Below are 14,024 nucleotides of genomic sequence, written 5' to 3' on the forward strand. Positions count from 1 at the left end.
AAAGCGCTCATGTCAGATATTAAAAAAGCGGCTTGTTAGCCGCTTTTTTGGTTTAGTCTTTTGTTTGCATATTTTTAGCGCGCTGCTCTGCATCTATTAAAGCTTGTGATTTAGGGGCTTTCTTTTTTTGCTCTATAGTCGGCTTTTTATCTGAGTTGGGATCCCAGCTTTCATCGAGCGATAGGTTTGCAAAAGGGTTGTCGGACTTTGCTTCAGGCTCTTTAGCCTCATCAGTTTTGTGCTCATCTAAAGCGTGAGTACTTTGTTGGTTATTACTATTTGATGGTTTAATTTGTGAAGGCTTTTTATCAGCCCTTAAAGGAGCATCAGGATTATAAGTTCGTATTTCTGGCTCTTTAAAGCCATGCTCAGCATTAATAGTTACTTGCTCTAAGTCACTATCTTTAGGAGCTGTATCTATTTGTGTGTGTACATTAGTATCATCAACTGGGTTGCTTGGTAATTCGGTTTCTTTTAACAATACTGATTCTTGTTCTGAATTTTTAGCCTTTGGCTGCGCCGTAACATCTGATACTTTATTTTTGCGCTCACGCTTAACTGACGGTGCGTCAGGATCAAACTCTCTAACCTCTGGCTCTGCAAACCCGTTAGCGCTTTGTATGCGTGCCAATGTATTTTTGGCCGCGGCTTCAAATTCAGCTGTGTTAGGCTCTATTATCGGCTTTTTAGACGTTTCTGATTTAGCCACCTCTTCTGTATTGTTTGCTTTTTGTTGTGTATTTAGAAGTTCAGCACTATTTAGCTCAGCGTTTTCTGGTTTAGAGCTTTCAGGTGATTGTACGGCTAAATTTGGCTCAAGGCTATTTGACGGTTCAGGGCTATTAATAGACTCAGGGCTGTTAACATGTTCTGAGCTGGTTTGCTCTTTAATAGCTGGTGCTGAGTCAATATCCTTATTTTGAGCACTGGCTTTTGCCATATTATCAGGTTTGATTTTTGTTTTATTTGGTGTAATTGGGTTAGCCACTTGCTCTAATTTATTTTGTTTAGCGCGGCGCAAACGTATGAGCGCCATGGCGCCAACTAATATTACAATTAGCAATAATAAACTTGGCAATAATAAAGAGCTAGGAGGCTCTACTACAGGTTTAGGAGTAACAATAGGTGTAGGCTTTGGTTTTATTGGTGTAACGGGCTGAACTTGCGCTGGAGAAGGCTCTGATGAAGCTGTTTGTACTTTAGGCTTTTCGCTCACTTCAGGAGTAAGCGTTACGGGCGTAGTATTTTGCTCGTTTAATAGGGTTGAAGTTTCAGGCTCTGTAGCTAACGGCTCGGGTTCATTTACAGTGTTTTGCTCTGTAGGAGCACTTTCAAGCTGCAGGTTTTTTGCATTTTCAGGCAAGGTATTATTAAGCTCATTCGCTTTTTGTTCAGCAGCTTTTATTTGCTCTAACATTTGCTGCTCTTGTTCGGGTGTTAAAGCAACAGGTTGTGGCTCGTTAATAACAGGCTGTGGCTCTACAGGTTTAGGCTGAGCTTGTACTTGCTTGGGTTTGTTACAGTTTCTTTTATAATCGCGGGCTGCATTTCGGTACTTAGCACTGCTTTTATTAAAACTATACTGCTGCATTTCTTGCTTAATTAAAATACACATGGCTTCGTTATAGGCAGCACTTTGGCTGCTATAAAATAAAGCAAAGCAAAAAATAAGTTGAGAGAGTCGAATAATCATAAAACACGGCGCTTAAGTATCAATAGTCTGATTTTAAGCGCAAAATTAAAATATATCTAGGGGCGCGACTTAGTCGATCACCATTAGGCTACGGTACTCATCATAAGCAAATTGGTCTGTCATGCCACTTATGTAATCTTGAATTAGCCTGCAGCGATAATAAAACTCGTAAGCGGCAAAGTGGTCGGGCTCCTCTTGCATGGCATCTATAGCATGTTGGTAACTGTTTAAGTGCTTTTTAGAGAGCTTTTTAACTAATCGCGATTCAATTAATAAACGCGAGTCACCATTGAGCGCTCGTTTAAAGTCATCGCTATTTAGTGCTAACAAAGGCTTATAGCAATCAAGCAGGCCGTTAATTATTCTGTAGCCTTGCAGTTCGAGTTTTTCTACCTCTTTATGAGAAAACACATGTTTTAGTGCAACTTGTTTAAGCGTTTTAGTTACTGCGTGTAGGTGGCTGCTGTCTTCAAGCAGGGCTTGGTTAAAGTCGCCATGGTAAATAGGTTCAATGTGCTCAATAAAGCGTTTAGCGGCGTGGTTAACGAGCGGGTGGAGCAGTGCTACACGCAGGTATATAAAAAATTCACTGTTAAAATTATAGGGCTGTAAGTTTGCTCGCTCTAACGCGTAATCTACCGCTTTATCTACAAAATTAAGATGCTCTGTATCGTCTATGGTTAAGTTTATAAGTGCTTTTTTATACTCACTTTTAAGCTGTTGGCATAATAGCTCGGTGCTTATTATATCTTTTTCTACGGCGTCTTCTATGTCGGCAAGGCAATACGAAATATCGTCGGCGGCTTCCATAATATAACTTGCAGGGTGGCGGCAATACGGCTCTATGGTTAGCTCGGTTTGTAGTGCTTCTACAAAGGCTTTTTCACTGTAGTAGTAACCTACCTTTTTCATTAAGTAATTTTTGTTTTGCGGTATATCTTTTACATCAAGCCCTGCTGGGCGAGTGTATTTTAAAATGCCCGCGCTTTGGCAATAGGTTAAGTTTAGGCTAAGCAAGGAGTGAATAATACGCACGCCTTGCGCGTTACCTTCAAAGTTACATATATCGTGTGCTAAGTGTTTAAAAATAACGCCTATGCCGGTATTTGGCTCTTGGCAACGAGGCGGGGTAACACTATGTAGGTTTTGGCTAAACCAGTTATTTATGGCGGCTTCGCCAAAGTGACCAAACGGCGGGTTGCCTATATCGTGCATTAAGCAAGCCATTTCTACTAGGCTTTCGAGCGGGCGTTCTAGCCCTTTTAAGCCATATTCGGTTTGTTGATCAAAGCTTAAATTGGCAAAAATGCGCTGTACTATAAAACGACCAACTTGTTGAACTTCTAGCGAGTGAGTAAGGCGCGAGCGCACGGCGGCATTGCGTTCTAGCGGAAAAACCTGGGTTTTTTGCTGCAACCGACGAATAGCGGCACTGTTAATTATACGTCCGCGGTCGCTTTCCATTGCCATTTGTAAATTGGCGGTAGTGCGATACATGCGCGCTGGGGTTATTTTTTTACTAAAGTCGATCATTATCTCTCCGTGGTTTCATTGCGCGCAGCGTCATTAATAATTAATAAACTGAGGTTAATCTATCAGTTTGTATCATAAAGTAACAACTTGCTTTAAAATAATTTTTTTAGCAATAAGTGCATTTTTAAGGTTGTAATAATGAAGCAGTGGATTGTAAAGGCAGTGTTGTTTTGCCTTATTTTAGGGACGAATAGCGCGTTTGCTGCTAAAGAGCAAACAGTAGTACTTATATCAATAGATGGCATGCGTTGGGACTACATAGAAAAACACGGCGCATCAAATTTAAAAGCCATGGCGGCAAAAGGTGTACGCGCACAAAAGCTAATGCCTGTATACCCAACTAAAACGTTTCCTAATCACATATCTATTATTACCGGTTTGTTACCTGTTAACCACGGCATTGTTGATAACAACTTTTGTGATAAAGCGCGCAATAACGAGTGTTACAGCATGGGTAAAGGTATGGGCGATAGCACATGGGTCAACGGCATACCACTTTGGAATTTAGCTAAAATGCAGGGGCTAAAATCGGCTACGTATTTTTGGCCTGAGTCGGATGCGCGCTTTAATGGTATGACGCCCGACTATTACTTTCATTACTCAAAATACAGTGAATACCAAGGCCGTGTTGATCAAATAATACAGTGGCTAAGCTTACCTAAAGCACAGCGTCCACGTTTTGTAGCGAGTTATTTTTCGTTGGTTGATAGCATGGGGCATGAGTTTGGGCCCGACGCACCGCAAACTCGCGATGCGGTAAAGCAATTAGACGATTTAATGGGCCAATTACAAGCCCGTTTAAGCAAACTAGAGCAAGAGATTAACCTAGTTATTGTATCCGATCACGGTATGGCGCATGTAAACCCTGAGCAAAGTATTGATGTTTCTACATTGCCAAAAGACGATAACTTTTTAATAAAAAACACGGGCCCACGTTTACTTATTTACGCAAAATCTGAGATTCAAAACGCAGATATAGCAGGTTATAAGGCTCGCTTACAAAAAGCCGCTAATGGGCGTTATATTGTACTTACTGACGAGCAGTTAGCTGGGTATCATTATAATAAAGGTACCCGTTTGGGCGATATTGTTGTGCAAACAACGGCTCCCGCTGTATTTACAAACTCGGGTAAAGCCATGTATTTAGGCACGCATGGCTATGCCTATACTGATGATATGGCGGCAACATTAATTGCAGTAGGCCCTGCCTTTAAACAAGGTCTAAGCCTAGATAAAGTAAGTAATCTCGATATTTACCCGGTACTTGCAAAAGTAATGGGACTTAAACTTTTAAGCAAAGTAGATGGCGACGGTAAAACCTTACTGCCTGCTATAAAACAAAAAATAGTAGTGCATTAATTAGCTGCGCATTATTAGGCTTATAACTTGCTAAATTTTAACGGCTAATAGTGCTGCTAAATCCGTTTTCATCACTTTGCAGGGTAAGCGTAAAGTGGTGGCGATCGCAAATAGCTTTTACAGTGGCAAGGCCTAATCCAAAGCCGTCTTTTTGCCTTGCAAGGTCGCTTCTGTAAAAGCGTTTGGTTAGCTGACTAAGCTGTTGTTTATTTACCCCTTTACCGTTATCGCTAATTTTTATACTGCTTTTAGAAAGTGTTATTGTAATTTTTGCGCCGTTACCGGCATATTTAATGGCATTTTGCAGCAAGTTATAACACGCTTGAAACAGTAAGTTTTTGTCGCCTTCAAAAGTAAGCTCGTGGGTTTTAAGCAGAGTTATTTGCTGCTGGTTTTGATCTGCTGTGGGTTCAAGAATATCTATTATGTCGCTCATTAAAGTAAAGCCATTAACGGGCTCTAACTTTAGCGGAAATTGCCCATGTTCTAAACGTGTTAGCTTTAACATGGCATCAAAGGTATGTAATACGCTTTCTAGCTGCTCTATTGCTATGCCAAGGCTTGGCTGCTTAATGGCTTCGTTTTCTAAATGCAAACGCAAGCGGGTAAGCGGGGTTTTTAAATCGTGCGCTATGTTGTCGGTAATCCCTTGAACTAAAGCAAAGTTTTCTTCAATGCTTTGCAGCATGGTATTGATATGCTTGGCTAAAGTAACAAACTCATCGCCCTTTTGTTTATGCACCACTCGCGCCGATAAATCGCCTTTTTGTACTTGCTCGGCCACATTATTAAAGTAATTTACGCGGCGTAAATGTTGCCTTGCAAAAATATAACCAAACACACAGGTAAAAATTAAGCTGAGCAAACACGCCCATGTGGCAATAGTTTTAAATTCTGTAATTAGGCGGCTTAAGTGCTCTGTAGCAGTGGCAATGACAATTTTACCGTGTTTTGTATACACTATTCCTGTGGTTAATAAGCGTATTTGTGCGCGCTGAGTATCGAGTACCGGAAACTCAACAGTGTTTGGTAGTTTAGGAATATCGTTTGGAAAAAAGCTTAAACCTTGGCTTTGCACATCGTCGTTTTGCCAAAAAATTAAAATATCGCCTTCGTTTCTAAACACATTAAGTTGCTTAAAAAACGAGGCTTTATCAAATTTATTAGCTAGCCCCTCTATGCGCACTTGCTCGGCGTTTAATCGTCTTTCTACTTGGCGTGTTTGCTCACCAAGTAATAACTGATAAATAAGTACAATACATAAAACCAATACCACAGAGGTAATAGTCGCAAAGGCGAGCGTTAAGCGCCAAACCGAGCTTACCCGTGGGTTAAATTGCCACCATAACGAATGCTCACTATTCATTGGCGTGCGCTTTTTGTAAGCGGTAGCCTACACCTCGTATAGTTTCAATGTGAACATGGGCGTTATGTTGTAAAAGCTTTTTACGAAGCCTAGCAATGTGTACATCAATTACGTTGGTGCCTGGGTCAAAATGGTACTCCCACACTGATTCAAACAATAAGGTGCGAGTAACTAATTTACTTTGATGCTCTAACAAAAAGTGTAATAACTTAAACTCTTTAGGCTGCAAGTTTAGTACTTGCCCGTTTACCTGTGCTTTATAGTGGCGATAGTCTAAGGTTACGTTTTCAAGCTCAAGTGTGCTTGTTTGTTGCGTTGACTGCAAAGGGCGTTTTATAAGCTTTTCTACTCTTATTGCAAGCTCTGAAAACGCAAACGGCTTGGTAAGGTAATCATCACCGCCGGCTTTTAAACCAGCGACTCTTTCGTCTACTTTATCAAGTGCTGAAAGTATAAGTACGGGAGTGTTTTTACCGGTAGCTCTAAGTGCAGCAAGCACTTGTAATCCATCAAGTTTGGGCAGCATACGGTCGAGTATTATTATGTCGTGTTCTTCGCAGGTAGCCATAAGCAATGCTTGTTGGCCGTCGGCTGCGGTATCTACGGTGTAGCCTTGTTCATTAAATGCGTTATACAAAAACTCTCTGTTTTGTTGGTCATCCTCGACTAAAAGCAGCTTCATTAATTACCCCAACGCAGCAAAGGTAAGTTTTTACCTGTGGCTAAATCAATGGCTTTTTTGTGCCTGCCTTTTTCTGTAATAAAGGTAGCAACTAGGTAGGTTATGCCAATATCTTGCTCTAATTGCGACTCTAGTAAGTAATATGGTGGCGCTGGGCTTATTGATTTTACAAGTTGATGCATGCGGTAGTTTTTTTGTTTCATTAATTTGGCTGCGGCTACTTCGTCTTCTTCGTCAAGTTCTGGCTGCTCGTATTCTTGTTCAATTACTTTACCTTGCGCGTTAACAATTAACTCAATAAAGCGTTTGTTTTGCTCATCAAATAAGGTTACTTCGTAAATTGTAATGCCTTTTTCAAACTCAAGTTCAAATTCAACAATCACACCTTGGGTGGCATACTTGGTTTCTATATTATTTAAAATACTCTGAGCCGATGGATCCTTAGCTGTATTGAGCTTATCAAATATGGCTGAGTTATTAGCGTGGCAAAATGCGCTAACAAAAAGGGCTGCGCTTAATAAGATATATTTCATAAATAGGCTCTTGTGGCTTGAACGTTATTTTACGCGTAAGTTTATCAAATAAAGGTAAGGCTATGTTTAACTTTAATAGGGCATGTTACCGTAAAAGCTAACATGCCCTTTGCTAAACTAAGTTAAACATAACTTATTGTATTTAATCGCCTAGTGCACAGGCTCTTACTTGGTTTGCGTTAACCCATTGGCATTCAAGCCCTACGTATTGGTCTACAAATTGCGATAGGGTGCTATCTTCGCTTACGTAGCCCCATATTTCAGCTTGGTTATTTTCATTTAATGTAACATTGCCTTTTAAGTCTAGCGTGCTGGTGTTGTCTTCAATTTCAACTTCACTAACAAGAGTTTGCTCGTTATTGTAGGTGCCTTCAAGCTCCAACCATTGCCCGTTTAGCGTTTGTGCAGTTAAGCCATCTTCGTAGCGTGTTTGATTAGTAAGCGTAAAGTTATTGCTATTTATAGTGGCGGTGTTGCCGCTAACCGACACTTGCCCTGAAACCGAAAACGTATAACTCGTTTCAGTAGGTTCTGTGTTACTACTTTCAAATTCAATATTTGTGGCTAACAATTGGTTGTTATTTTGTTGCCACTGAGCGTCTACTTCAACATGTTGGCCGGTAATTAAATTAGTGGCTGTGCCATCTTCAAATTGAGTTTGATCATTAACAGTAACTTGCCATTTTGAGTTGATAGTTATTAGTGTTTCATCGTTATTTACAAAGGTGATGACGCCCTCAAGCTCTGCTTGCGTATCGTCATTAAAATTAAGGTTTTGCTCTGCATCTACCTCTGTTGCAATAACTGTATCTGCATTTAAAGCACCTTCTACCTCTACTAACTGGCCGTTATTTAACGCACCTTCTACCTCAGCTTGTTGGTAGTTAATAAGTAGGTTACCTAAATTAAACGTGCCAGATTGAGTGTTTAAATTACTTATATTTCCTAGTAACTCAAGTTCTTCTTGGGCGTTACTAATTGCTGCTTGATAAGTGACTGTAATGCTATTGGTTGAGTCGCTGTATCCACTTACTTCAAGTAATTCGCCTTCGCCAAGGTTTGTGTTTTGCGCGTTATTTAAAGTAATGCCTGCAATGCTTAGGGTATCGCCATCAATATACACTGGGCCTTTTAATAGTGGGTCGTATTCTATTTCTGTTGCTTGCGTGCCGTTGGTTTCTACTTCAACGTACATACCTACTTTTATGTCTGAAAGACTGGCGTTGTTGCCATCTAGTTCTACCTCGGCAGAGCTTGCAGGCACTGTGTGGCTGTTTATAGTAATTGCACTATTGGTTACATCAGACACTTGGCCAATAATTACGCTTGGAAAATTGCTAACATTTGACACTGCATCTGATTCACTGCTAGATGAGCTGCTGCCACATGCACACAACGCGAGTGAAATGGCAGATAAAGAAATGAGTTTAACAGTACTTTTAATTGGTGAATTATTCATAGCTTACTCCTAGTGATTAATATGGAGTAAGTGTACCTATTACCAAATATTGTAAAGGTGGACGTAACATTAAATTTTGTTAATGTTTGAGGTAAATAAAAAAGAGCGCAAGTGCGCTCTAAAGGGAAATAATTAAAAGTGGCCTTTAAACGGCTCACTTTAGTTACTGCTTGCGTTACTTATTTAAAGTTAGCAATACTTGTTTTTGTGTCGGTAACGGTACGAATGGCATACGCTTGGTTAGTTACGCCAAAGGCTAAACCGTTAACAGTCCAGTTTGGGTTAGAGAAATAATCGTACTGGGTTGCGCTACCAAAGACATGCGGGTAAGCCATAATACTTGCAAACTCGTTTTGCACGCCGTGGCCCATACCATCAACATATACGCCGCCCGATGTATCGCCTTGTTTGCGTGAGTGCGCTAAGCCTTGGTTATGACCAAGCTCGTGTACAAACGTAGATGCACCGCAGTCAATCGCTGTAATAGAGTACATACGGTCGCTCATTGAGCTGTATAAATTACCATTTGTGCCTTGGCCAACCCATGCTAACCCACACGAAATTAAACCATTGCCTGCACTTTGACCAGTGCCCAGTACGGCTACCATATCGGCTTTCCAAGTATTACGTAAACCATCTACGTAGCTACTATTTGTTACCGCATCTAACCAATCTTCAGACGGTGTAATAGCGTAATCACCTAAGTTTTCTGAACCTGCTAAACGCAGTGTAATATCTACTCCATTTTGGCTGTAAACTTGGTTACTAAATGCAATCAACTGGTTTATTTTTGTATTTATATTACTCGTGGCCGCGGCAGATTGGTCGGTATATAAAATACCAATATCAATAGTTACTGCCTGTGCTGCACTTGTTGCTAAAAGTGCGCTGGCAATCGCTGCCGTTGAGATGAGTTTTTTCATTTTTGTATTTCCTTACTTATGTAGTGGTTGGAAGTTTTACTGCTGATTGATTTGGTTGTTATTACTGCATGGTTGGTTGTTCAGTATTTTTAGGTGCAAATATATCTATGGTTTTATCTGTTTTTGGTGAAGGCGCTTCTACTTGGTGCTCAATATGACTTTTATATAAGTCTCGTTTGGCCGCTATCCAGCCGTACTTGCCTTTGCTTTCAAAAACATAGTTTCCGCTAGGTGCAGTAAACTGTCCGTAAATGGCATTGTTGCCTATGGTTAAAACCGTTGTGTGTAATCGTCCATCGGCGCCTACTACTTGGCCAAACAAGCTTTTATCGCCATTACTGGCTTCGCTTAACGAAGTGATTTCGGCACTGTATGTTTCGGCTGTTTGAGGAATAGCTAAATCAAAGCTATCGCCGGTTTTGAGCCCTTTTAATGTATCTAGGTCAAACTCTATATAGGCTTCGTTATTTAAATCGCTAGGCAATACATTTGCATTTTTAAGTACTTCTTTTGCTTTGCTTGATACTTTATTAATTGCATCAAAATCAGTCCCTTGCTCATCAGTTGTACTTATATTAGCTGTTGTTTTAATGGGATCTTTGCTCATATCAATTGGTGCTGGCGCGTGTGTTTTTTTAACAAATTCTGAATTAACAGGCACTATATCTATTGCAACGGGGGCTACTTGTTGCGTTGGTTCTTGGGTATTAAATAACAACTTATATGCAGCAAATATGGTTAATGGAATAGCAATAATTATTATAATAGCGCGTTTCATTTGTTTCTCTTACGGGTTTTTAAGTTAACTAGTTGTTATGTTTTATATCATAAGTGAGATTAGATCAAGTTATCAGGTGTAGTAATAAAGTGCTAATAAGTTGTTTTGTAAATCATTGTAAATAAATAAGTTACCTTTATTAGGTATTTATTTTCACTTTAAAAGATTAGTGCTTATTAGTGTTTTAGCTGGGTGTGGCAGTATTCGATAAAAACTATTTGTTTTTAAATTGGCAATTAATAGGCTCATGCTTGGTTGTAAAAAAACTTTTATAAAAATGAATTTTTTTCACGCCAAGTTGCAATATCGCCAATTGCAAAGCATAAACAGGCAACGTATGTTGTTGCCTTAAAAATCTTAAATTAAGAGGGATTTTATGACGTTTTCGGATCAGTTACTTAACCGAGCAACTGCAGGGTTAGTAGCTGTTGTTATTGGCTTTGCAAGCTCAATTGCGCTTATTTACCAGGTGGTAATTACCTTAGGTGGCACCGCTGATTTAGTGGCTAGCTGGATTTTAATGTTAGGCCTTGTAATAGGTAGCATGTCTATTGTTATGTCGGTTTATTATAAGGTACCGATATTAATTTCTTGGTCGACTACCGGGGCTGCGTTATTGATTACCAGCGCACAGGGTTTTCATTTAGCTGAAGCCATAGGTGCGTTTATGTTTGCGGCGGGGCTGGTATTTTTATCAGGTATAACTGGTTGGTTTGAAAAAATAATGAACCGGATCCCGAGTGAACTGGCCTGCGCCATGCTTGCCGGTGTGTTAGTTACATTTGGCATTGATGTATTTAATTTTATGAATGAGTTGCCATTAGTAATTGGTTTAATGGTATTAATATATTTTATAGGTAAACGTTTTTTTGCGCGTTTTGCGATGCTTAGTGTGTTAATTGCAGGGGTGCTACTTGCTTGGCAAATGGGGCATATAGACACAAGTGCCATTCATTGGAAAATGAGTGAATTTGCTTACATTGCGCCGGTGTTTAACCTACAAGCGTGTATAAGTATTGGCTTACCGCTTTATATCGTCACCATGACCTCACAAAACCTACCTGGCATTGCAGTACTTAAAGCACATAATTACGTCACACCTATCTCTAGTACGCTTAACACAACAGGGTTTATTAATATTATTACGGCACCTTTAGGCGTTTACTCTATAAACTTAGCGGCAATTACTGCTGCAATTTGTATGAGTGATGAAGCAGATAAAAACCCAGATAAACGTTATTGGGCAAGTGTTGCTGCTGGTGCTTTTTATATTGTAATGGCACTTTGTGCGGCAACCCTAGTTGGGTTAGTGGCAAGCTTGCCCCAAGCACTTATTTTAGCGCTGGCAGGCATTGCGCTATTTGGCACGATAGCAAATAGTTTGCAGCAAGCCTTAGGCTCAGCGCAATATACCGAAGCGGCTATAGTGACCTTTTTAGTTACCGCGTCTGATTTAACTATGCTGTCGGTTGGCTCAGCGTTTTGGGGAATTATTGCTGGCGTGTGTACGTTAATGATCACCCGCAAAAATTAAGGGGATTTATACAAACGCTTATAAAACTATATGTTTATAAAGGTGTTTAGGCTGTGTTGGACCTCTTGTGAATACATTGTTTTATTTACGAGCTATTGCCCGTCACGCCAGCAAGCTGTGCGTCTACAGAGTAAATTATTCGGTGATAATTTGGCGGTAGGCGAAGAGCTTGATCACGCGAGATGCGCAGCATCTAATTTCTAAAGTGATGGATCTCACAAAGAGAAGAGAATGAGGAGTAAATGAGAAGTGAAACTTGTAGGCGAAAAGCGTGCACACACAAGATGCTAGTTACTCCTCTAAAGCGAAGCGCCTCTTAACCTCTTTGTGAATAAATTGGCCTTATTAAGAGCTATCGCTCGTCACGCCAGCAAGCTGTGCGTCTACAGGATAATTTCCTCGGTGATAATTTTACTGGTAGGTGTAGAGTGTGCTCACGCGAAATGCGCAGCATCTAATTACTTAAGTGATTTATTTCACAAAGAGAATGAGGAGTAAATGAGAAGAGCCGAAGCTAAATTAGTAGGTAACAGAATCGCTAGTTACTTCTCTAAAGCGAAGCGCCTCTTAACCTCTTTGTGAATAAATTAGCTTTATTTACGAGCTATCGCTCGCCACCCAGCAAACTGTGCGTCTACAGGGTAATTTACTCGATGATAATTTGGCGGTAGGCGTAGGGCTTGCTCATGCGAGGTGCAAAGCATTTAATTACTTAAGTGATTTATTTCACAAAGAGAAGAGAATGAGGAGTAAATGAGAAGTGAAACTTGTAGGCGAAAAGCGTGCTCACACAAGATGCTAGTTACTCCTCTAAAGCGAAGCGCCTCTTAACCTCTCTGTGAATACATTGGTTTTATTTACGAGCTATCGCCCGTCACGCCAGCAAGCTGTGCGTCTACAAGCAACTTCAACCATTGTGTTAATTTTGGCGGTAGGCGTAGAGCTTGCTCACGCGAGATGCAAAGCATCTAATTACCTTTTAATAAATGCCTGTCTTTAAAATTAAAAAGGGGTGTTAAAATTTAACACCCCTTTTTTATGATCAAATCAGCACCTTAGTTTTAAAGCATAGGTTTTAGCACATCATATAGCGCGCTAATGTGATCGTCCCTGTCGTTTAATGCTGCAATATAGCGGTACTTTTCTCCGCCGGCATTTTCAAATATTTCACGATTTTCTTCTTCTAGCTCTTCAAGTGTTTCTAGGCAGTCGGCACTAAAAGCAGGGCTAATAATTGCTACATCGGTAATATTTTCATCAGGAAAAGCCGATAGCGTTGCATCGGTATAAGGCTTTAGCCATTCAGCTTTACCAAAACGGCTTTGAAAAGTACTTATTACTGCATCTTTGTCTAAGCCTAACTTTTCAGATACTAAGCGAGTAGTTTGTAAACATAAGCAGTGGTAAGGGTCGCCTCTGTCTAAAAACAGCTTAGGCATACCATGGTACGAAAAAACCAGTTTTTGTGGCATGCCATTTTTTTCTAAATCTTCGCTAATGCTATTTGCAAGCGAGTCTATGTAAGATGTATTTTTGTGATAGCCATTTACAAAGTGCAGCTCAGGCACCCAGCGCCATTTACGTAATACATTTGAAACCGCATCGAACGTAGAGCCTGTCGTTGGGCTAGAATATTGTGGGTACAAAGGCAGTACTATAATACGCGTTAAGCCTTTGTCGCGAAGCTCTTCAAGCCCTGCTTCAATTGAAGGGTTACCGTAGCGCATGGCCATAACAACTTCAGTATTGGTATAGCCTTGCTCTTGCAGCAGAGTATTTAATTTGTCGCGTTGTAAGCGGGTAATGTGCGTAAGTGGAGAGCCGTTTTCGGTCCATATACTTTCGTATAATTTTGCAGAACGCTTTGGTCGGATACGTAAAATAATACCGTGTAGAATTATCATCCACACCAAACGAGGTATTTCTACTATGCGAGGGTCTGATAAAAACTCGCGTAAATAAGTACGCAGCGCCGCAGGGGTTGGTGCGTCTGGACTGCCTAAATTGGTTAGTAAGATGCCTGTTTTTTGATTAAAACGCCCGTCGTGGGGATTATCAGTAACAGCAGAAAATCGCGACACGTTGTGCTCCTTCAAGCAGAGTAGATAAAGTAATTGTAAACAACCCTAAATGGGGCTGTTATATTCTAGTTAGTTTAGCTCAT

The 14,024-nt window shown here is 40.4% G+C and carries 11 protein-coding genes; 2 read left to right on the forward strand and 9 right to left on the reverse strand.

All coding sequences use genetic code 11. The features are described from left to right. Window positions 1–52 precede the first annotated feature (52 nt). Together PESP_RS17665 and dgt are read right to left on the reverse strand one after the other, a co-directional pair. Entirely contained in the window at window positions 53–1,693 is a 1,641-nt protein-coding gene (locus tag PESP_RS17665; RefSeq protein WP_089349342.1) for a hypothetical protein, read from the reverse strand. A 69-nt stretch (window positions 1,694–1,762) separates the two neighbouring features. After that, complete coding sequence (gene dgt, locus PESP_RS17670) at window positions 1,763–3,229, reverse strand: dGTPase (RefSeq protein ID WP_174694404.1); 1,467 nt, start codon at window positions 3,227–3,229, stop codon at window positions 1,763–1,765. A 135-nt stretch (window positions 3,230–3,364) separates the two neighbouring features. Here dgt and PESP_RS17675 point away from each other — a divergent pair, with 135 nt between their 5' ends. After that, on the forward strand, window positions 3,365–4,585 hold the full coding sequence (locus PESP_RS17675; protein ID WP_089349344.1) for an alkaline phosphatase family protein: 1,221 nt from the start codon (window positions 3,365–3,367) through the stop codon (window positions 4,583–4,585). Window positions 4,586–4,622: 37 nt separating this feature from the next. Here the strand turns inward: PESP_RS17675 and PESP_RS17680 are convergent, their stop codons facing one another. The 6 genes from PESP_RS17680 to PESP_RS17705 all read right to left on the reverse strand — a co-directional run bounded on the left by PESP_RS17680 (window position 4,623) and on the right by PESP_RS17705 (window position 10,326). Then, window positions 4,623–5,951: a sensor histidine kinase gene (locus PESP_RS17680; protein WP_089349345.1), complete on the reverse strand. Its 1,329-nt coding sequence runs from the start codon at window positions 5,949–5,951 to the stop codon at window positions 4,623–4,625. Then, a complete protein-coding gene (locus tag PESP_RS17685; RefSeq protein WP_089349346.1) occupies window positions 5,944–6,633 on the reverse strand; it encodes a response regulator transcription factor in 690 nt (229 codons plus the stop codon). The genes PESP_RS17680 and PESP_RS17685 overlap by 8 nt, the downstream gene beginning before the upstream one ends. Beyond that, window positions 6,633–7,166, reverse strand: coding sequence for a PepSY domain-containing protein (locus PESP_RS17690; RefSeq protein ID WP_089349347.1), 534 nt, complete (start codon window positions 7,164–7,166; stop codon window positions 6,633–6,635). Before PESP_RS17690 ends, PESP_RS17685 begins: the two co-directional genes overlap by 1 nt. 142 nt (window positions 7,167–7,308) lie before the next feature. Continuing rightward, window positions 7,309–8,625 (reverse strand): DUF5666 domain-containing protein, encoded by a 1,317-nt coding sequence (locus tag PESP_RS17695; protein WP_089349348.1) that lies wholly within the window; start codon window positions 8,623–8,625, stop codon window positions 7,309–7,311. 179 nt (window positions 8,626–8,804) lie between these two features. Beyond that, window positions 8,805–9,548: a zinc-dependent metalloprotease family protein gene (locus PESP_RS17700; protein ID WP_089349349.1), complete on the reverse strand. Its 744-nt coding sequence runs from the start codon at window positions 9,546–9,548 to the stop codon at window positions 8,805–8,807. 61 nt (window positions 9,549–9,609) lie between these two features. Further along, a complete protein-coding gene (locus PESP_RS17705) occupies window positions 9,610–10,326 on the reverse strand; it encodes a hypothetical protein (protein WP_089349350.1) in 717 nt (238 codons plus the stop codon). Between the two features lie 376 nt (window positions 10,327–10,702). Between PESP_RS17705 and PESP_RS17710 the strand changes: the two genes are divergently transcribed. Beyond that, complete coding sequence (locus tag PESP_RS17710; protein WP_089349351.1) at window positions 10,703–11,860, forward strand: benzoate/H(+) symporter BenE family transporter; 1,158 nt, start codon at window positions 10,703–10,705, stop codon at window positions 11,858–11,860. A 1,061-nt stretch (window positions 11,861–12,921) separates the two neighbouring features. Here the strand turns inward: PESP_RS17710 and hemH are convergent. Beyond that, the gene (gene hemH / locus PESP_RS17715) at window positions 12,922–13,941 is read right to left on the reverse strand and encodes a ferrochelatase (protein WP_089349352.1); all 1,020 of its coding nucleotides are present in this window, start codon (window positions 13,939–13,941) and stop codon (window positions 12,922–12,924) included. Window positions 13,942–14,024 lie beyond the last annotated feature (83 nt).

The sequence above is a fragment of the Pseudoalteromonas espejiana DSM 9414 genome, from assembly GCF_002221525.1.
GTDB lineage: Bacteria > Pseudomonadota > Gammaproteobacteria > Enterobacterales > Alteromonadaceae > Pseudoalteromonas > Pseudoalteromonas espejiana.

Coding starts and splice junctions, on each gene's coding strand:
- PESP_RS17680 (WP_089349345.1), bottom strand. CDS start 5,951: ATGAATAGTGAGCATTCGTTATGGTGGCAATTTAACCCACGGGTAAGC.
- PESP_RS17665 (WP_089349342.1), bottom strand. CDS start 1,693: ATGATTATTCGACTCTCTCAACTTATTTTTTGCTTTGCTTTATTTTAT.
- PESP_RS17690 (WP_089349347.1), bottom strand. CDS start 7,166: ATGAAATATATCTTATTAAGCGCAGCCCTTTTTGTTAGCGCATTTTGC.
- PESP_RS17700 (WP_089349349.1), bottom strand. CDS start 9,548: ATGAAAAAACTCATCTCAACGGCAGCGATTGCCAGCGCACTTTTAGCA.
- PESP_RS17675 (WP_089349344.1), top strand. CDS start 3,365: ATGAAGCAGTGGATTGTAAAGGCAGTGTTGTTTTGCCTTATTTTAGGG.
- PESP_RS17685 (WP_089349346.1), bottom strand. CDS start 6,633: ATGAAGCTGCTTTTAGTCGAGGATGACCAACAAAACAGAGAGTTTTTG.
- PESP_RS17705 (WP_089349350.1), bottom strand. CDS start 10,326: ATGAAACGCGCTATTATAATAATTATTGCTATTCCATTAACCATATTT.
- PESP_RS17695 (WP_089349348.1), bottom strand. CDS start 8,625: ATGAATAATTCACCAATTAAAAGTACTGTTAAACTCATTTCTTTATCT.
- PESP_RS17710 (WP_089349351.1), top strand. CDS start 10,703: ATGACGTTTTCGGATCAGTTACTTAACCGAGCAACTGCAGGGTTAGTA.